Source organism: Pseudolysinimonas sp., from assembly GCF_057350545.1.
The window spans coordinates 1-17,497 of the sequence record NZ_JBMRCP010000101.1 but is presented as its reverse complement, the minus strand read 5'-3'; the positions used below and the strand labels follow the sequence as shown (position 1 = coordinate 17,497).

General features: G+C 68.4%; 17 protein-coding genes. 9 read left to right on the top strand and 8 right to left on the bottom strand.

The features are described 5' to 3' along the window. Positions 1–88 precede the first annotated feature (88 nt). Positions 89–1,396 carry an aminotransferase-like domain-containing protein gene (locus ACO1X9_RS13965; protein ID WP_486351451.1) on the top strand — a complete coding sequence of 436 codons (1,308 nt, stop codon included), beginning with the start codon at positions 89–91 and terminating at the stop codon, positions 1,394–1,396. After that, positions 1,396–2,349 carry a D-alanine--D-alanine ligase family protein gene (locus ACO1X9_RS13960; protein WP_486351450.1) on the top strand — a complete coding sequence of 318 codons (954 nt, stop codon included), beginning with the start codon at positions 1,396–1,398 and terminating at the stop codon, positions 2,347–2,349. Before ACO1X9_RS13965 ends, ACO1X9_RS13960 begins: the two co-directional genes overlap by 1 nt. 87 nt (positions 2,350–2,436) lie before the next feature. On the opposite strand, the gene ACO1X9_RS13955 is transcribed toward ACO1X9_RS13960, so the two are convergent. The 8 genes from ACO1X9_RS13955 to rpmH form a co-directional block, all read right to left on the bottom strand. Further along, positions 2,437–3,393, bottom strand: coding sequence for a ParB/RepB/Spo0J family partition protein (locus ACO1X9_RS13955; protein WP_486351449.1), 957 nt, complete (start codon positions 3,391–3,393; stop codon positions 2,437–2,439). Further along, positions 3,393–4,277: a ParA family protein gene (locus ACO1X9_RS13950; protein ID WP_486351448.1), complete on the bottom strand. Its 885-nt coding sequence runs from the start codon at positions 4,275–4,277 to the stop codon at positions 3,393–3,395. Before ACO1X9_RS13950 ends, ACO1X9_RS13955 begins: the two co-directional genes overlap by 1 nt. Before the next feature lie 77 nt (positions 4,278–4,354). Next, positions 4,355–4,984 carry a 16S rRNA (guanine(527)-N(7))-methyltransferase RsmG gene (rsmG, locus tag ACO1X9_RS13945; protein WP_486351452.1) on the bottom strand — a complete coding sequence of 210 codons (630 nt, stop codon included), beginning with the start codon at positions 4,982–4,984 and terminating at the stop codon, positions 4,355–4,357. 94 nt (positions 4,985–5,078) lie between these two features. Further along, the gene (locus ACO1X9_RS13940) at positions 5,079–5,627 is read right to left on the bottom strand and encodes a Jag family protein (protein ID WP_486351447.1); all 549 of its coding nucleotides are present in this window, start codon (positions 5,625–5,627) and stop codon (positions 5,079–5,081) included. Beyond that, entirely contained in the window at positions 5,624–6,619 is a 996-nt protein-coding gene (gene yidC / locus ACO1X9_RS13935; protein WP_486351446.1) for a membrane protein insertase YidC, read from the bottom strand. The genes ACO1X9_RS13940 and yidC overlap by 4 nt, the downstream gene beginning before the upstream one ends. Before the next feature lie 9 nt (positions 6,620–6,628). Continuing rightward, on the bottom strand, positions 6,629–6,937 hold the full coding sequence (yidD, locus tag ACO1X9_RS13930; RefSeq protein WP_486351445.1) for a membrane protein insertion efficiency factor YidD: 309 nt from the start codon (positions 6,935–6,937) through the stop codon (positions 6,629–6,631). Continuing rightward, positions 6,937–7,284: a ribonuclease P protein component gene (gene rnpA / locus ACO1X9_RS13925; protein ID WP_486351444.1), complete on the bottom strand. Its 348-nt coding sequence runs from the start codon at positions 7,282–7,284 to the stop codon at positions 6,937–6,939. The genes yidD and rnpA overlap by 1 nt, the downstream gene beginning before the upstream one ends. Before the next feature lie 6 nt (positions 7,285–7,290). Beyond that, positions 7,291–7,428 (bottom strand): 50S ribosomal protein L34, encoded by a 138-nt coding sequence (gene rpmH / locus ACO1X9_RS13920; protein WP_055823896.1) that lies wholly within the window; start codon positions 7,426–7,428, stop codon positions 7,291–7,293. Between the two features lie 305 nt (positions 7,429–7,733). Here rpmH and dnaA point away from each other — a divergent pair, with 305 nt between their 5' ends. From dnaA to gyrA, 7 genes are all read left to right on the top strand, one after another. Further along, complete coding sequence (dnaA, locus tag ACO1X9_RS13915; RefSeq protein WP_486351443.1) at positions 7,734–9,140, top strand: chromosomal replication initiator protein DnaA; 1,407 nt, start codon at positions 7,734–7,736, stop codon at positions 9,138–9,140. Between the two features lie 423 nt (positions 9,141–9,563). Continuing rightward, the gene (dnaN, locus tag ACO1X9_RS13910) at positions 9,564–10,709 is read left to right on the top strand and encodes a DNA polymerase III subunit beta (RefSeq protein WP_486351442.1); all 1,146 of its coding nucleotides are present in this window, start codon (positions 9,564–9,566) and stop codon (positions 10,707–10,709) included. A gap of 19 nt (positions 10,710–10,728) precedes the next feature. Further along, entirely contained in the window at positions 10,729–11,613 is an 885-nt protein-coding gene (gene gnd / locus ACO1X9_RS13905; protein WP_486351441.1) for a phosphogluconate dehydrogenase (NAD(+)-dependent, decarboxylating), read from the top strand. A gap of 25 nt (positions 11,614–11,638) precedes the next feature. Beyond that, the gene (recF, locus tag ACO1X9_RS13900; RefSeq protein ID WP_486351440.1) at positions 11,639–12,799 is read left to right on the top strand and encodes a DNA replication/repair protein RecF; all 1,161 of its coding nucleotides are present in this window, start codon (positions 11,639–11,641) and stop codon (positions 12,797–12,799) included. Then, positions 12,796–13,317 carry a DciA family protein gene (locus tag ACO1X9_RS13895; protein ID WP_486351439.1) on the top strand — a complete coding sequence of 174 codons (522 nt, stop codon included), beginning with the start codon at positions 12,796–12,798 and terminating at the stop codon, positions 13,315–13,317. Before recF ends, ACO1X9_RS13895 begins: the two co-directional genes overlap by 4 nt. A 145-nt stretch (positions 13,318–13,462) precedes the next feature. Further along, complete coding sequence (gyrB, locus tag ACO1X9_RS13890; protein WP_486351438.1) at positions 13,463–15,439, top strand: DNA topoisomerase (ATP-hydrolyzing) subunit B; 1,977 nt, start codon at positions 13,463–13,465, stop codon at positions 15,437–15,439. Positions 15,440–15,484: 45 nt separating this feature from the next. Continuing rightward, a partial coding sequence (gene gyrA / locus ACO1X9_RS13885; RefSeq protein ID WP_486351437.1) for a DNA gyrase subunit A occupies positions 15,485–17,497 on the top strand: 2,013 nt, incomplete at its 3' end.

The following is a 17,497-nucleotide window of genomic DNA, read 5'->3' as shown; positions in this document are numbered from 1 at the left end:
GCCGACTTCCTGGCGTAACCACTCGACACGTCGTGGCCCCTTCCCCGTCCTGGGGGCGGGGCCACGGGCGTTTCGGCAGGTACCCTCGATGCTTATGCAGACGCAGGGCAACAACATGGATCCGTGGTACGGGCTGTACGCCGCCCGTACGGCCGGCCTGTCGGCCTCCGAGGTCCGAGCCTTGTTCGCCGTCGCCAGCCGCCCCGAGGTGGTCTCTCTGGCCGGCGGGATGCCCTTCGTGTCCGCCCTCCCCCAGGAGCTGCTCTCCGCCGCCGTCGAGAAGACGGTGCGCGAGCGGGGCGCCACGGCACTGCAGTACGGCTCCGGTCAAGGGATGCCCGTGCTGCGCGAGCATATCCTCGAGGTCATGGCGCTCGAGGGCATCCATGCGGGTGTCGACGACATCGTCGTCACAACGGGCTCGCAGCACGCCCTCGAGCTCGTCGCGAAGCTCTTCCTCGATGCCGGTGACGTCGTGCTCGCCGAGGGACCGTCCTATGTCACCGCGATCACGGTGTTCAAGTCGTTCCAGGCCGAGGTCGTGCATTCTCCGATGGACGACTCGGGCCTGCAGCCGCAGGCGCTGCGCGAGACGATCGCGCGCCTGCGCGCCGAGGGTCGCAAGATCAAGTTCCTCTACACGATCCCGTCGTTCCACAACCCGATGGGCGTGACGCTGCCCTGGGAACGCCGCATGGAGATCCTCGAGATCGCGCGGCAGAACGACATCCTCGTGCTCGAGGACAACCCGTACGGCCTGCTGTACTACGACGCGGCCCCGCCCCACGCGATGCGCTCGGTCGAGGAGGACGGGGTCATCTACCTCGGCACGTTCTCGAAGACGCTCGCGCCGGGGTTCCGCGTCGGGTGGGCCGTCGCGCCGCACGCGATCCGAGAGAAACTCATCTTGGCGAACGAGGCCGCCGTGCTCTCGCCGTCGTCGTTCTCGCAGACCGTCGTCTCGGAATACCTCGCGACCGCCGACTGGAGGGGCCAGATCGACACCTTCCGCGGCGTGTACCGCGAACGACGCGACGCGATGCTGTCGGCCCTCTCCGAGCAGCTCCCCACGCTGTCGTGGACGGTTCCCACGGGCGGCTTCTACGTGTGGCTGCGGCTGCCCGAGCACCTCGACGCGAAGGCGATGCTCCCCCGCGCCGTGAAGGAGCTCGTCGCCTACACGCCCGGCACCGCGTTCTACGCCGACGGCACGGGCCGCAACGCGATGCGGTTGTCGTTCTGCTACCCGACGCCCGACTTCATCCGGGAAGGCATCCGTCGGCTCTCGATCGTGATCAACGGCGAGCTGAGCCTCCTCAACGACTTCCAGCAGACCGCCCCGGTCGCGACCCTGCCCGCCGAGCCCGAGGGCGTCCTGCCCCCGTTCGCCGGCTGATGGCGGCCACCACGCTCGGCACCGTCGTGGTGCTCGCGGGAGGCATCTCGCACGAGCGGGACGTCTCGCTGCGCAGCGGCCGCCGCGTCGCCGACAGCCTGCTCGAGCACGGCGTCCACGTCGAACTCCGCGACCCGGACGCGACCCTGCTCGCCCACCTGCGCGACACGCGACCGGATGTCGTCTGGCCCGCGCTGCACGGCGCCTCGGGCGACGACGGTGCGCTGCGCGATCTGCTCGAGTTCCTCGGCATCCCGTTCGTCGGCGCCCGGTCGGATGCCGCGCGCCTCGCCTGGGACAAGCCGGTCGCCAAAGTCGTCGTCGGACGCGCGGGCGTGCCGACGCCGCGCTCGATCACCCTCGGCCGCGACGCCTTCCGCGAGCTCGGCGCCGACGCCATCTTCGAGGCGATCGGCGACGAGCTCCCGCTCCCCCTCGTCGTGAAGCCCGCTCAGGGCGGATCGGCGCTCGGCGTCTCGGTGGTGACCGATCGAGCGGCGATGCCGCGCGCCATGGTCGAGGCGTACACGTACTGGGATGTCGCGCTCGTCGAACAGCGGATCCTCGGCACCGAGATCGCGATCGGCGTCATCGACACGGGCGACGGCCCCCAAGCCCTCCCCGCCGTCGAGATCGAACCCGTGTCGGGCTTCTACGACTACGAGGCCCGCTACAACGCGGGTCGCACCCGCTACTTCACGCCGGCCCGTCTCGATGACGCCGTCGCGGCACGTGCCGCCCAGGCTGCCGTCGACGCGCACCGCGCCCTCGGGCTGCGGCACGTCTCGCGCGTCGACATGATCGTCGACGCCGCCGGTACCCCGTGGTTCCTCGAGGCGGCCGTCATGCCCGGACTCACCGAGACGTCGGTGCTGCCGCTGGCGCTCGAGGCCGCGGGGCACGACGTCGGCTGGGTCTACGCGACCCTCGCGGAGGTCGCGCGCGCGGGCTGAGGGTTTCGGTGGTCGAGTAGCGCCGCAGGCGCGTGTCGAGACCGCGAGCCGCCCGCCCGGTCGCACTGATCGACCACCGACCGCGCCTCAGCCGATGTTCGGGTCGACCCCGAGCTCGCTGAAGATGCGGCGCAGGTCGGCCACCGTCGCGAAGTCGATCGTGATGGTGCCCCGCGAGGCGCCGAGCGCGATCTTCACGCGCGTATCCAGTTTGTCGCCGAGACGCTCGGCGAGTTCGCCGAGCTGATCCTGGCGCTTGCCTGCGACGGGCTTGGTCGTCTTCTTCGGCGGCGCCAGCACGCCGGCCGCGGCCTCCGCCGCGCGCACCGACAGGTCTTCGTTGATGATCTTGTCGGCGAGCTTGCGCATGCCCGACTCGTCGGCGACCGACAGGATCGCACGCGCGTGGCCCGCCGTCAGCACGCCCGCGGCGACCTTCGTCTGGATCGACTCGGGCAGCTTGAGCAGGCGGATGGTGTTGGTGATCTGCGGACGGGAGCGTCCGATGCGTTCGGCGAGCTGCTCCTGGGTGATGCCGAAGTCCTCGAGCAGCTGCTTGTAGGCCGAGGCCTCCTCGAGCGGGTTGAGCTGCGCGCGGTGGATGTTCTCCAGGAGCGCGTCGCGCAGCATCGCCTCGTCGGCGGTGTCCTTGACGATCGCCGGGATGCTCGTCTTGCCGGCCGCCTTCGAGGCGCGGAAGCGGCGCTCGCCCATGATGAGCTCGAACTGCGGCTCCCCCTCGGCCGCCCCGGGACGCGGGCGCACGACGACGGGCTGAAGCACGCCGAACTCGCGGATCGACACCGTCAGCTCGTGGAGCGCGTCGTCGTCGAACTCGGTGCGCGGCTGGACGGCGTTGGGCACGATGTCGGTCAGCTCGAGGTCGGCGAGTCGCGCACCGGGCACCGCCACCAGGTCGCTCTCTGCGCCGAAGAAGACGTCGACCGGACGGTCCTGGTCGAGGGAGGCCTCGGCCGCGGGGCCACTCGGGATGAGCGCGCCGATGCCCCGACCCAGCCCGGTGCGCCGGGGTGCCGCCGCCATCAGGCGACGCTCCGGTGGGCGATCTCGGACGCAGCCTCTCGGTACGAGAGCGAGCCGGGCGAGTTGCCGTCGTAGGTGATGACGCTCTGCCCGTAGCTCGGGGCCTCGGAGATGCGCACCGAGCGCGGGATGACCGTGGTCAGCGTCTCCTTCGGGAAGTGCTCCCGCACCTCGTCGACGACCTGGTTGGCCAGGTTGGTGCGCGAGTCGTACATGGTGAGGAGGATCGTCGACAGCGCGAGGCCCGGGTTGAGGTGGCGCTGGATCAGCTGGATGTTGTCGAGCAGCTGGCTCAGCCCCTCGAGTGCGTAGTACTCGCACTGGATCGGGATGAGCACCTCCTTGGCTGCGACGAAGGCGTTGATGGTCAGCAGACCCAGCGACGGCGGGCAGTCGATGAAGACGTAGTGGAACGGCGTCTCGGCCTGCTCCGCGAGGTACGTCTCGAGGGCCGACCGCAGCCGCTGCTCGCGAGCGACGAGCGAGACGAGCTCGATCTCCGCGCCCGCGAGGTGGATCGTCGCCGGGACGCACCACAGGCCGGGGAACTCAGGGCTCTGCTGCACGGCGTCGCGCATCGGGGCGTCGCCGACGATCACGTCGTACACGCTCTCGATCTCGGCCCGGTGCTCGACCCCGAGGGCCGTCGAGGCGTTGCCCTGCGGATCGAGGTCGATGACGAGCACGCGGGCGCCCTGCTTCGCGAGCGCCGCCGCGAGGTTCACGGTTGACGTCGTCTTGCCGACGCCGCCCTTCTGGTTGGCGACGGTGAGGATGCGCGTGTGGGCGGGCAGCGGAAGGGTCGCCTCAGCGAGGGCTTGCCGCCGGCGCGTGAGCTCGGCGACCTCCTGGGCGAGCGGGGTCGTGGCGTCGAAGCTACTCACAGAGGGAGCCTTTCGGTGGTACAGGGGGTTTCGGATGTTTCACGTGGAACATCGCGGGCGGCGACGGAGCGCGCTGATCAGTCAGCCAGCCTAGCCCGAAAGAGCCGGGTCACCTCGGGCACGATCCCCTCTCCGAGGACCAGCACTTCGGGATCTCGCAGCTTCGCCTTGCGGATGGCCTTCTCGGCGGCGTCCAACTCCTGCTGCACGCGTTCTCCCTTGAGGAAGATCATCTCGCCCCCGGGGCGCAGCAGGGGCGCGCAGAGCGGGACGAGCTTGCTGAGCGCCGACACCGCGCGGGCGGTCACCTGGTCGAGCAACGGCACGAGCGCGACGTCTTCGGCGCGGCCGCGGAGCACGGTCACGTTGCGCAGACCGAGTCGCTCGGCCTCTTCCGAGAGCCACTCGGTGCGACGCTCCATCGGCTCGATGAGCACGAGGTGCGCGTCCGGGCGCGCGATCGCGAGCACGAGGCCGGGCAAGCCGGCGCCGCTGCCGACATCCCCCACCCGCCCGGGGACGAGGAGCGGCGCGACGAGGGCGGAGTTCACGACGTGCCGCGACCAGAGGCGCTCGAGTTCGAGCGGACCGATCAGGCCACGCTCCTCGCCGTGCTGGGCCAGGTCGGCGGTGAAGGCGCGAGCCTGCTCGAGGTGGTCGCCGAACAGTTCCGCGGCGTACGGCGGTTCCTGCTCCAGCACGTCGATCCTCCCGATGTTTCACGTGAAACGCCGACGCCCGGAGTCTCCCCCGGGCGTCGGACGCGGTCGCGATGTTCCACGTGAAACATCGCGGGTGGCTCTACTTGGCCCTGATGACCGTGTGACGGTCGCGGCCCTCCCCCTCGGACTCCGAGGTGTAGCCGCGCTCCGCGACGATGTCGTGCACGACCTTACGCTCGTAGCTCGACATCGGGGGCAGCGAGGCCGACGCCGCACCGCCCTCGAGACGACCGATCGCGTGGTCGACGAGCGCTCCGAGTTCCGTCGCGCGCGCGTCGCGCGAACCGCCGATGTCGAGGATCAGACGCGAGAAGCGGCCCGTCTTGTTCTGCACCGCGAGGCGCGTGAGCTCCTGCATGGCCGCGACCGTGTCGGGCTTCGACAGCAGTCGCAGGTTCGACTCACCCGACGCCGACACCGAGATGTAGGCGCGTCCGGCTCGCGCGTCGATGTCGATGTCGCCGTCGATGTCGGCGATGTCGAGCAGCTCCTCGATGTAGTCGGCCGCCGCGTCGCCCTCGTCGATGAGGTCCTGCTCCGACGCGGGCGCATCCCGCTGCTCGGCGCCGTCGAGGGTCTCGACGGTCTCGTCGACGGTATCGGTCTGGGTCTCGGTGATGTCGCTCATCGGCGTCCGCCCTGCTTCTTCGATCGGTTCTTGTTCACCGGCTGGGGCCGCTGGGTCTTCTTGGGCTCTTCGATGGCCTCGGTCGCGACCGCGCCGTCCTCCTCGACGATGCCCTTGCGCTGACGCTTCTTCGCCAGGCGAGCCTCGCGGGCGAGCGCCGCCTCGCTGCCGGGAGTCGGCATGTTCCGGATGACGATGAACTGCTGCACCATCGTCCAGATGTTGGACGTGAGCCAGTAGAACATCACGCCGATCGGGAAGGCGAAGCCGGAGAAGGCGAAGACCAGCGGAAGGATGTAGAGCAGGATGCGCTGCTGCCGGTACATCGGCGAGGCCTTCATCTCCGGCGACTGGTTCTTCGACATGATCTGCAGCTGGGTGATGAACTGCGAGGCGGTCATGAGGATCACCATGACGACCGCGATGACGATCACGACGACCTCGACCGGGTTCTCCGCGAGGGCCGACTGGATGCTGTGCTGCAGCGGCGCGATGTCGAACAGCGACGAGCTGCCGAACTGGCTCGCGAGCTCCTGGTTGAGGAGGCCGACGCCGGCCTTGAACGACCCGTCGGCCTGCGGTCGCGACTCGTTGAGCACCGAGAACAGGCTGAAGAAGATCGGCATCTGGATCAGCAGCGGCAGGCAGGACGCGAACGGGTTGGTGCCCGCCTTCGAGTAGAGCGCCATCGTCTCGCGCTGCATCGCCTCGCGCGAGAACTGGTCGCGCTTGCCCTTGTACTTGTCCTGGATCTTCTTGAGCTGCGGGGCGACCTCGAGCATCTTGCGCTGGCTCTTGATCTGCCGGACGAAGATCGGGATGAGCGCGGCACGCACGACGAGCACGAGGCCGACGATCGACAGCACCCAGGTGAGGCCCGCGGCCGGGTCCATCCCGAGGAAGTCGAGGAGCGTGTGGAACCCCACGAGGATCGCCTCGATCACCCACTTGATGGGCCAGAGGAGTGTGTTGAAGAACGCGAAGATATCCACGGGGTTGTGTCAGCCCTTTCCGTGGCTCGCCGGGATGACGAAGCCGAAGTCGGTGATCGAGTAGCGGGGGATGCGGCGAACCGGCACGTCGTCGACGCCGCCCCTCGCCCACGGGTGGCAGCGCGCGATCCGCCAGGTGCCGAGGACGATGCCCTTCACGACGCCGTGCTGCTGGATCGCGCCGAGCGCATACCCGGAACAGCTCGGGTAGTAGCGGCAGACGTCGCCGTAGAGCGGCGAGATCGCGGCTCGGTATCCGCGGAGGATCAGCACGCACACGTTGCGGGGCAGCAACCAGACGAAGGTGAGCGCGCGCATCAGCGGGGATCTTTCGCAGCGGGGGTGGCGAGCACGGCGTGCATGTCCGCGGAGAGACTATCCCAGGACGCCTGCGCCTCTCCCGGGAGCACTCGGATCACGATGTCCTCGCCGCGGTGGCCGGCATCCACGAACCCTCGTCCGAGAGCCTTCAGCCGTCGACGGACGAGGTTGCGGTCGACGGCGATCCCGACCGCCTTCGACACGACGACCCCGAAACGCGCGGGCGCCGCAGGGTCGGTGGCGAGCCGGTGGTAGACCGCGGAGGGCGTGGAGATGCGCCGCCCGCGTCGGACGGCGGCTCGGAAGTCCGCAGGGAGGACCACGCGGTTCGCCCTGGCGAGCACGGGCTCTTAGGCGGAGAGCTCGGTGCGCCCCTTGCGACGACGGGCAGCCAGGATCGAGCGGCCGGCACGCGTGCGCATACGGAGGCGGAAGCCGTGCACCTTGGCGCGGCGCCGGTTGTTCGGCTGGAAGGTTCGCTTGCTCATGAGGGTCTCCACGCCCGGCGGCCGCGGAGGCGGAGGCCGGGAAGATCAGGTCGTCGTCGTCGCGCGCAGCGGCGCGTGAACTGATTAAAGATACGGTCGGCGCGCCGTTCGGTCAAACGGCCACCGATCCGCGATCAGCGAGACGCGGTCCCCGGGTCGCGACGGTTGACCTCTCCACACCTGTGAGAACTAAGGTGAACTGCCGTCGTTCGCACCCGCTGAGAGAACGCCGGGCACCTCGTCCACAGGAATCAGGCCGGTGGATAACCCTGTGCACAACCACTTCCGCGTTCCAGGATGAAGGCATGAGCGACACCGACACGACCCGCGACCTCTGGTCCGCTGTGGTCGCCCACCTCGCCGCCGACGAGCGCATCACTCCACAGCTGCACGGGTTCATCCGCCTCGTCGAGGCGAAGGGCGTTCTCGCGGGCGTCCTCTATCTCGAGGTGCCGAACGAGTTGACACGCGGAATGCTCGAGCAGCGCATCCGCGTGCCCCTCATCGAGGCGATCACGAGTGCGGCCGAAGACGTCACCAACTTCGCGATCGTCGTGAACCCCGAGATGCAGGCCTCGACCCTCAGCCCGGTCGGCGACACCGACGACGCCGGCGCGCCCGCGGTCGAGTCCATCCCCTCCGTCACCGACGTCTCCCAACGCCGGGGCGATTCGCGGCTCAACCCCAAGTACAACTTCGACAACTTCGTCATCGGCGGATCGAACCGATTCGCACACGCCGCGGCGGTCGCGGTCGCGGAGGCACCGGCGAAGGCCTACAACCCGCTGTTCATCTACGGCGACTCCGGCCTCGGCAAGACCCACCTCCTCCACGCGATCGGTCACTACGCCGAGAACCTCTACTCGGGCATCCGCGTGCGCTACGTGTCGAGCGAGGAGTTCACCAACGACTTCATCAACGCGATCCAGAACAACCGGTCGGCGGCCTTCCAGTCCCGCTACCGCGAGGTCGACATCCTGCTGATCGACGACATCCAGTTCCTGCAGCGCGCCGTGGAGACCCAGGAGGCCTTCTTCCACACGTTCAACACGCTGCACGATCACAGCAAGCAGGTCGTGATCACGAGCGACGTGGCACCCAAATTCCTCACCGGCTTCGAAGACCGGATGCGCTCGCGCTTCGAGTGGGGTCTCATCACCGACGTCCAGGCGCCCGACCTCGAGACGCGCATCGCGATCCTCCGCAAGAAGGCGCAGAGCGAGAAACTCCAGGTGCCCGACGAGATCCTCGAGTTCATGGCGACGAAGGTGTCGAGCAACATCCGCGAGCTCGAGGGAACCCTCATCCGCGTCACGGCGTTCGCGAGCCTCAACCGCACGCCGGTCGACCTGCAGCTCGTGCAGACGGTGCTGAAAGACCTCATCACGCTCGACGAGGACAACGTCATCGCTCCGGTCGACATCATCAATCACACCGCCGACTACTTCAAACTGTCCGTCGACGACCTCTACGGCTCGAGCCGTTCTCAGGCGATCGCGACGGCGCGACAGATCGCGATGTACCTCTGTCGTGAGCTCACCAATCTCTCGCTGCCCAAGATCGGGCAGCTGTTCGGCAACCGAGACCACACGACGGTGATGTACGCCAACAAGAAGATCAGCGAACTCATGAAGGAGCGTCGCTCGATCTACAACCAGGTCACAGAGCTGACGGCCCGCATCAAGCAGAACCAGCGCTTCAACAAGCTCTGACCGTCATCGGCCCTCGTCGACCTCCCGATACCCCCTAACGGGGGACTAGACGAAACGGTCTTCCCGACTCCACACCTTGTGGACAGCCTGTGGAAAACTATCCCGACACACCGGAACGGGATGTGGACTTCTCGCCTCGAAACTGTGGAACGCGCAGGAGGCCCGCGAAGTTCTCCACGGATCCGGGGCACCGCCTCCACACGTCGTCATCAAGTCACACCGTTGTAGTTCCCAGCGCTCCACGGGCGACGTGCCGAGTTATCCACATCTCCCCACCGGTTAAGAAGAAGACCTTCCCTTCTCAGTACTCGATGTTCGACAACGAAAGTGCCGAAACCGTCGGCTCTTCCCTGTGCCAGGATCGATGTGACATCCTGGCCCACCCGGGATCCGTCCTAACGCCCGCGCAAGGAGTGCCGTTTCGTGAAGTTCCAGGTCAATCGGGACGTCTTCAGCGAAGCCGTGTCGTTCGCGGTCAAGCTGCTGCCCCAGCGCACGACGCAGCCCATCCTCAGCGGTGTACTCCTCGAGGCGGCCGACGGCGTGCTCGTGCTGAGCTCCTTCGACTACGAGGTGTCGTCGCGCACCGAGATCGCGGCCGAGGTGGACGAGCCGGGCAGCGCGCTGGTCTCCGGTCGGCTGCTCGCCGACATCGCGAGCCGGCTGCCGAACGCCCCCGTGCAGTTCGCCACCGTCGACGGCAAGATCGCCGTGCAGTGCGGTTCGGCGAAGTTCACCCTCGGCTCGATGCCGGTCGAGGAGTATCCGACGCTCCCTCAGATCAGTGAGCGCACCGGTGTGCTCCCGGCCGAGGACTTCGCGGCCGCCGTCGCCCAGGTCACCGTGGCCGCCTCCCGTGACGACGTCACGCCGGTCATCACGGGCGTGCAGCTCGAGGTGGGTGACAACAGCCTCTCCCTCGTCGCGACCGATCGCTATCGCGTCGCCGTCCGCGAGATCGATTGGGATTCCGGCAACTCGTCGGCCGAAGGCACCACGGCGCTCATCCCGGCCCGCACCCTTGCCGAGATCGGCAAGACCTTCGCGCACAGCGGCACCGTGTCGGTCACCATCAGCCGCGGGGATGATCGCGAGCTCATCGCCTTCAGCGCCGACAAGAAGACCGTGACCTCGCTGCTACTCAAGGGCAACTTCCCGCCGGTCAAGAGACTCTTCCCCGAGGGCGTCGAAGACTACGCGGTCATCAACACCGCCGACCTCGTCGAGGCCACTCGCCGCGTCTCCCTCGTGCTCGAGCGCGAGGCTGCTCTGCGCTTCTCGTTCACGATCGAGGGCGTCACCCTCGAGGCCGCCGGGGTCGAGCAGGCCCAAGCCTCCGAGACGATCGAGGGCCAGCTCGTCGGCCAGGACACGGTCGTGTCGCTCAAGCCCGCGTTCCTGCTCGACGGTCTCGGCGCCGTGCACTCGGAGTACGTACGCTTGTCGTTCACCAAGACCGACAACCCGAACAAGCCCGGTCCGGTGCTCATCACGAGTCACTCGACGAAGGAACCCGCGGGCGCCGACAACTACAAGTACCTCCTGCAGCCCAACCTGCTGCTGCGCTGAGTCGATCGGAGCCACCGCCGTGCACATCGGACTCGTCGGCCTCGGCAAGATGGGCGGCAACATGCGCGAGCGCCTTCGGCGCGGAGGCGTGGACGTCACGGGCTACGACCCGAACCCGGACGTCACCGACGTGCCGGATCTCGCCGCCCTCGTCGCCGCCCTCCCGTCGCCGCGCATCGTCTGGGTGATGGTTCCTTCCGGCGCCATCACCGACCAGGTGATCACGGATGTCGCCGCGGTGCTCGAGCCCGGCGATCTCGTGATCGACGGCGGCAACTCGCGCTTCACCGACGACGCCGTGCACTCCGCGCAACTGGCGGAGAAGAACATCCGGTTCGTCGACTGCGGTGTCTCGGGCGGTATCTGGGGACTCGAGAACGGCTACGGGCTCATGGCCGGCGGCGCGCCGCCCGACATCGAGGAGCTGCTCCCGGTCTTCGACGCGCTGCGACCCGAGGGTCCGCGCGAGGAGGGCTTCGTGCATGCGGGCACCGTCGGTGCGGGCCACTACGCGAAGATGGTGCACAACGGCATCGAGTACGCACTCATGCAGGCCTGGGCCGAGGGGTATGAGCTCATGGCGACGCGGGATGATCTCATCCACGACGTCACGGGAACGTTCAAAGCCTGGCAGCGCGGAACCGTCGTGCGCAGTTGGCTGCTCGAGCTGCTCGTGAAGGCGCTCGAAGACGACCCGGCACTCGCCGACATCGAGGGTTACGTCGAAGATTCGGGCGAGGGCCGCTGGACCGTGCACGACGCCCTCGACCACGCGGTGCCGGTGCCGACGATCAGCGCCGCGATCTTCGCGCGCTTCGTCTCGCGCCAGGAGGATTCCCCGTCGATGAAGGCCGTCGCCGCGCTGCGCAAGCAGTTCGGCGGTCACGCCGTGCGCAAGGCGTGACGCCCGACCCGGGAGCCGTTGCCCGGTGATCGTCGCGCACCTCCAGCTCTCCGACTTCCGCAACTACGCCGAGGCCTCGGTCGAGCTCGTCCGCGGCCCGAACCTCTTCGTCGGCCGCAACGGGCAGGGCAAGACGAACCTCGTCGAGGCGATCGGTTACCTCAGCACGCTCGGGTCGCACCGGGTGTCCTCCGAACAGGCGCTCATCCGGGCAGGACGCGACGCGGCGATCATCCGCGCCCGGCTCGAACACGCCGAGCGCAGCGTGCTCGTCGAAGTGCAGCTCAACCGCGCGGGCGCCAACCGCGCGCAGGTCAATCGCGTCGCCACGAAGCCGCGCGAGCTGCCCCGGTACGCGGCGAGCGTGTTGTTCGCACCCGAGGATCTCGCGCTCGTGCGCGGCGACCCGGGCGGGCGACGTCGCTATCTCGACCAGCTGCTCGTGCAACTCACTCCTCGCCTCGCCGGCGTGATCGGCGACTACGACCGTGTGCTCAAGCAGCGCACGACCCTGCTCAAGTCGGTGCGCTCGGCGCGGGTGTCCGAGTCGCAGCTCTCGACGCTCGACGTCTGGGACGAGCGGCTCGCCGATCTCGGATCGCAGCTCATCGTCGAGCGCAACGCTCTCGTCGAGCGCATCCGCCCGCACGTCGCCGACGCGTACCGGCGCATCGCCGGTGACGACCATTCCGCGGATCTCGCGACCCGGCTCTCGATCGTCGGCGAGGCCCCCGACGACGAGGGCGAGGATGCCGGAGCGACCGCCGCGCTCGACCCGGCCCAGGTGCGCGCGACGTTCACGGCGGCGATCGCCCGCGTGCGTCGCGCGGAGCTCGACCGCGGCCTCACCCTCGTCGGCCCCCATCGCGACGACCTCGTACTCACGCTGAACGGTCTGCCCGCCCGGGGATACGCGAGCCACGGCGAGTCGTGGTCGTTCGCGCTCGCCCTCAAACTCGCGGCCGCGGCGACCCTGCGGGCGGATTCGCCGCTCGGGGATCCGGTCGTCATCCTCGACGACGTGTTCGCCGAACTCGACGAGTCGCGCCGCGGCCGACTCGCCGACGCGATCGGAGGCTACGAGCAGGTGCTCATCACGGCTGCGGTGCTCGGCGACGTGCCCGAGCCGCTCCGCGCGAACACGGTGCACATCCTCGCCGGGCAGATCGTCGAGGGTCCGGCGTGAACGACGCGAAGGATGCCGCCGCCCGCGCCGAGGTCGTGCCGGAGCACGTCGCGGTCTACCGGCGCCTGCGGCGACTGTTCGGAAATCCCGAGTTGAGGAGCGCCGACGGTCGTCGCCGCAAGCGCGCGGCGGACGCCGCGACGAGCGAGCCCTACGGTCTCGGCCGCGATCCCCGGGGCGTCGGCGACGTGCTCGAGGTCATGGCCGCGGCCCGCGGGTGGGACTCCCCGATCGCGCGCGCCGAGCTCCTCGCCTCGTGGGTCGACATCGTCGGTTCCGACACCGCGGCGCACACCTCGCCGATCTCGATCGAGGACGGCGTGCTGAGTGTGCGGTGCGACTCGACGGCGTGGGCGCAGCAGTTGCGGCTCATGCAGGCGACGGTGCTGAACAGCATCGCCGAACGGTTCCCTGCGGCGGGCGTCGAGCGTGCCCAGTTTTACGGACCCCACGCCCCCTCCTGGAAACACGGTCCCAAAGCCGTTCCGGGGCGCGGTCCACGCGATACCTACGGTTGAGAAGGCAAATCCGGTCGACCCCGCCACGAAAACCCCCCAGATCGCCGAATCGCCAGGTCGCGACCCGCTTCGCGGGATAGAATCGGAGTCATTCCCGCCGCCCCGTCGAAGGGCCGCGTCCGACCCGGCAGGAGCCCCGTCACCCATGAGTCCCACCCCTCGTCAGGGCGAGTCCGATCCGACCTACGGCGCCGGCGACATCCAGGTCCTCGAAGGCCTCGAAGCGGTGCGCAAGCGGCCCGGCATGTACATCGGCTCGACCGGCCCCCGCGGCCTCCACCACCTGGTCTACGAGATCGTCGACAACGCGGTCGACGAGTCCCTCGCCGGCTACTGCGACACGATCGAGGTCACCATCCTCGAAGACGGGGCGTTGCGCGTCATCGACAACGGCCGCGGCATCCCGGTCGACATCCACCCGGTCGAGAAGCGGTCGACCGTCGAGGTCGTCCTGACCGTGCTCCACGCCGGGGGCAAGTTCGGCGGCGGCGGCTACGCGGTCTCCGGTGGCCTCCACGGCGTGGGGTCGAGCGTCGTCAACGCCCTCTCCTCGAAGCTCGAGGTCGAGGTCAGTCGACAGGGCAACGTGTACCGCCAGACCTATCACGTCGGAGTGCCTGACGCCCCCCTGAAGAAGGAGGAGGCCACCGACGCGACCGGCACGACGATCACGTTCTGGCCGAGCACCGACATCTTCGAGACGGTCGAGTTCGACTACGAGACCCTGCGCACTCGGTTCCAGCAGACGGCGTTCCTCAACAAAGGTCTCAAGATCTCGCTCGCCGACGAGCGGCCCCTCGAGGAGGGCGAAGAGCAGAAGCGCGCCGACACCTTCCTCTACGAGCGCGGCCTCGTCGACTACGTCGAATACCTCAACAACGCGAAGAAGGCCGACGTCATCCACGACGAGGTCATCTCGTTCGAGACGGAAGACACCGAGCGGCACATGGCCCTCGAGATCGCCATGCAGTGGACGACCTCCTACTCCGAGAGCGTGCACACCTACGCGAACGTCATCAACACCCACGAGGGCGGCACGCACGAGGAGGGTTTCCGCGCGGCGCTGACGACCCTCGTCAACAAGTACGCCCGCGACAAGAACCTGCTCAAGGAGAAGGACGAGAACCTCACGGGCGACGACGTGCGCGAGGGTCTCACCGCCGTCATCTCGATCAAGCTCTCCGAGCCGCAGTTCGAGGGCCAGACCAAGACGAAGCTCGGCAACACCGAGGCCAAGTCGTTCGTGCAGCGTGTCGTCGGCGACCAGCTCTCCGACTGGTTCGAGCGCAACCCGAACCAGGCGCGCGACGTCATCCGCAAGTCGATCCAGGCCGCGACCGCCCGTCTCGCCGCGCGCAAGGCGCGGGAGCAGACCCGTCGCAAGGGTCTGCTCGAGGGCGGCGGGATGCCGGGCAAGCTCTCCGACTGCTCGAGCAAAGACCCGACCGAGAGCGAGATCTTCCTCGTCGAGGGCGACTCCGCCGGTGGCTCGGCGAAGACCGGACGCGACCCGCGCACGCAGGCGATCCTCCCGCTGCGCGGCAAGATCCTCAACGTCGAGAAGGCGCGACTCGACCGCGCCCTCGGCAACGCCGAGATCCAGGCGATGATCACCGCCTTCGGCACCGGCATCGGCGAGGAGTTCGACGGCGAGAAGGCGCGGTACCACAAGGTCGTGCTCATGGCGGATGCCGACGTCGACGGCCAGCACATCACGACCCTGCTGCTCACCCTGCTGTTCCGCTACATGCGGCCGCTCATCGAGCTCGGCTACGTCTACCTCGCGGCCCCGCCGCTGTACCGCATCAAGTGGACGAACGCGGAGCACGACTACGTCTACTCCGACGCGGAACGCGACGCGCTCATCGAGCTCGGCAAGGCCAACGGCAAGCGGCTCCCGAAGGAGTCGGCCGTGCAGCGCTACAAGGGTCTCGGCGAGATGAACCACCAGGAGCTGTGGGACACGACGATGAACCCCGAGACCCGCACCCTGCGCCAGATCACGCTCGACGACGCGGCGATCGCCGACGGCGTCTTCGCGACGCTCATGGGCGACGACGTCGAACTGCGGCGCAACTTCATCCAGCAGAACGCCAAAGACGTTCGCTTCCTCGACATTTGATCTCGACACGCGGCTGCGCCGCTACTCGATCACCGAAGGCGACTCATGACTGACACCACCGGGCTCGACCCGAACCGGCACGACAAGATCGAACCCGTCGATCTCCAGCTGGAGATGCAGCGGTCGTACCTCGACTACGCGATGAGCGTCATCGTCGGGCGCGCGCTGCCCGACGTGCGCGACGGCCTCAAGCCCGTGCACCGCCGCGTCATCTACACGATGTACGACGGCGGCTATCGTCCCGACCGCGCGTTCAGCAAGTGCACCCGTGTCATCGGCGACGTCATGGGTCAGTTCCACCCGCACGGCGACTCGTCGGTGTACGACGCCCTCGTGCGTCTCGTGCAGCCGTGGTCGCTGCGCTACCCGCTCGCTCTCGGGCAGGGGAACTTCGGCTCCCCCGGCAACGACGGCGCTGCCGCCCACCGGTACACCGAGACCAAGATGGCGCCCCTCGCCATGGAGCTCGTCCGCGACATCGACGAGAACACCGTCGACATGCAGGACAACTACGACGGACGCACGCGCGAACCCACCGTGCTGCCGGCGCGGTTCCCGAACCTGCTGGTCAACGGCTCCGTCGGCATCGCGGTCGGCATGGCGACCAACATCCCGCCGCACAACCTCCGCGAGGTGGCCTCCGCCGCGCTCTGGGCGCTCGAGCACCCGGAGGCGACGCGCGAAGAGCTGCTCGACGCCGCCATCCAGCGCGTCAAGGGGCCCGACTTCCCCACCGGTGCGCAGATCCTCGGCATCCGCGGCATCCAGGACGCCTACCGCACCGGTCGCGGCTCGATCACGATGCGCGCGGTCGTCGAGGTGGAGGAACTGCAGGGTCGCACGTGCCTCGTCGTCACCGAGCTGCCGTACCAGGTCAACCCCGACAACCTCGCGGTCAAGATCGCCGACCTCGTCAAGGAAGGCAAGCTCGCCGGCATCGCCGACATCCGCGACGAGTCCTCCGGCCGCACGGGTCAGCGCCTCGTCATCGTGCTCAAGCGCGACGCCGTCGCCCGGGTCGTGCTCAACAACCTCTACAAGCACACGTCGCTGCAGGAGAACTTCGGCGCGAACATGCTCGCGATCGTCGACGGCGTGCCGCGCACGCTCGCGCTCGACGGTTTCATCACGCACTGGATCGCGCACCAGATCGAGGTCATCGTCCGGCGCACGCAGTTCCGGCTCGACAAGGCCGAGGCGGATGCGCACATCCAGCGCGGCTACGCGAAGGCGCTCGACGCACTCGACGAGGTCATCGCCCTCATCCGTCGCTCCCCCGACGTCGACGCCGCGCGCACCGGGCTGATCAAACTCCTGGATGTCGACGAGCTGCAGGCCGACGCCATCCTGGCCCTTCAGTTGCGTCGCCTCGCGGCGCTCGAGCGCCAGAAGATCCTCGACCGGCTCGCCGAGCTCGAGCGCGAGATCGCGGAGTACCAGGCGATCCTGGCGAGCGAGATCCGCCAGCGCGAGATCGTCACCGAAGAGCTCACGGAGATCGTCGCGAAGTACGGCGACGACCGCCGCACCGAGATCCTCATGGGCTACGACGGCGACATGAGCGTCGAAGACCTCATCCCCGAAGAGGAGATGGTCATCACCATCACCCGCGGTGGGTACGTCAAGCGCACGCGCAGCGACAACTACCGCTCGCAGCACCGCGGCGGCCGCGGCGTGAAGGGCGCGCAGCTGCGGGCGGATGACGTCGTCGAGCACTTCTTCGTGACGACGACGCACCACTGGCTGCTGTTCTTCACGAACATGGGCCGGGTCTACCGGGCGAAGGCGCACGAGCTGCCCGAGGCCAACCGGGACGCCCGCGGCCAGCACGTCGCCAACATCCTCGCGTTCCTGCCGGACGAGAAGATCGCGCAGGTCATCGACATCGCCGACTACTCGGTGTCGCCGTACCTCGTGCTCGCCACCCGCAACGGCAAGGTGAAGAAGACCGAGCTGGCGAGGTTCGACTCGAACCGCACCGGTGGACTGATCGCGGTGAACCTGCGGGAGGACGACGAGCTCATCGGTGCGGCGCTGTGCAGTGCCGACGACGACCTG

Coding starts and splice junctions, on each gene's coding strand:
- ACO1X9_RS13965 (WP_486351451.1), top strand. CDS start 89: ATGCTTATGCAGACGCAGGGCAACAACATGGATCCGTGGTACGGGCTG.
- ACO1X9_RS13940 (WP_486351447.1), bottom strand. CDS start 5,627: ATGAGCGACATCACCGAGACCCAGACCGATACCGTCGACGAGACCGTC.
- yidD (WP_486351445.1), bottom strand. CDS start 6,937: ATGCGCGCGCTCACCTTCGTCTGGTTGCTGCCCCGCAACGTGTGCGTG.
- rpmH (WP_055823896.1), bottom strand. CDS start 7,428: ATGAGCAAGCGAACCTTCCAGCCGAACAACCGGCGCCGCGCCAAGGTG.
- dnaA (WP_486351443.1), top strand. CDS start 7,734: ATGAGCGACACCGACACGACCCGCGACCTCTGGTCCGCTGTGGTCGCC.
- ACO1X9_RS13955 (WP_486351449.1), bottom strand. CDS start 3,393: ATGGCGGCGGCACCCCGGCGCACCGGGCTGGGTCGGGGCATCGGCGCG.
- ACO1X9_RS13960 (WP_486351450.1), top strand. CDS start 1,396: ATGGCGGCCACCACGCTCGGCACCGTCGTGGTGCTCGCGGGAGGCATC.
- gyrB (WP_486351438.1), top strand. CDS start 13,463: ATGAGTCCCACCCCTCGTCAGGGCGAGTCCGATCCGACCTACGGCGCC.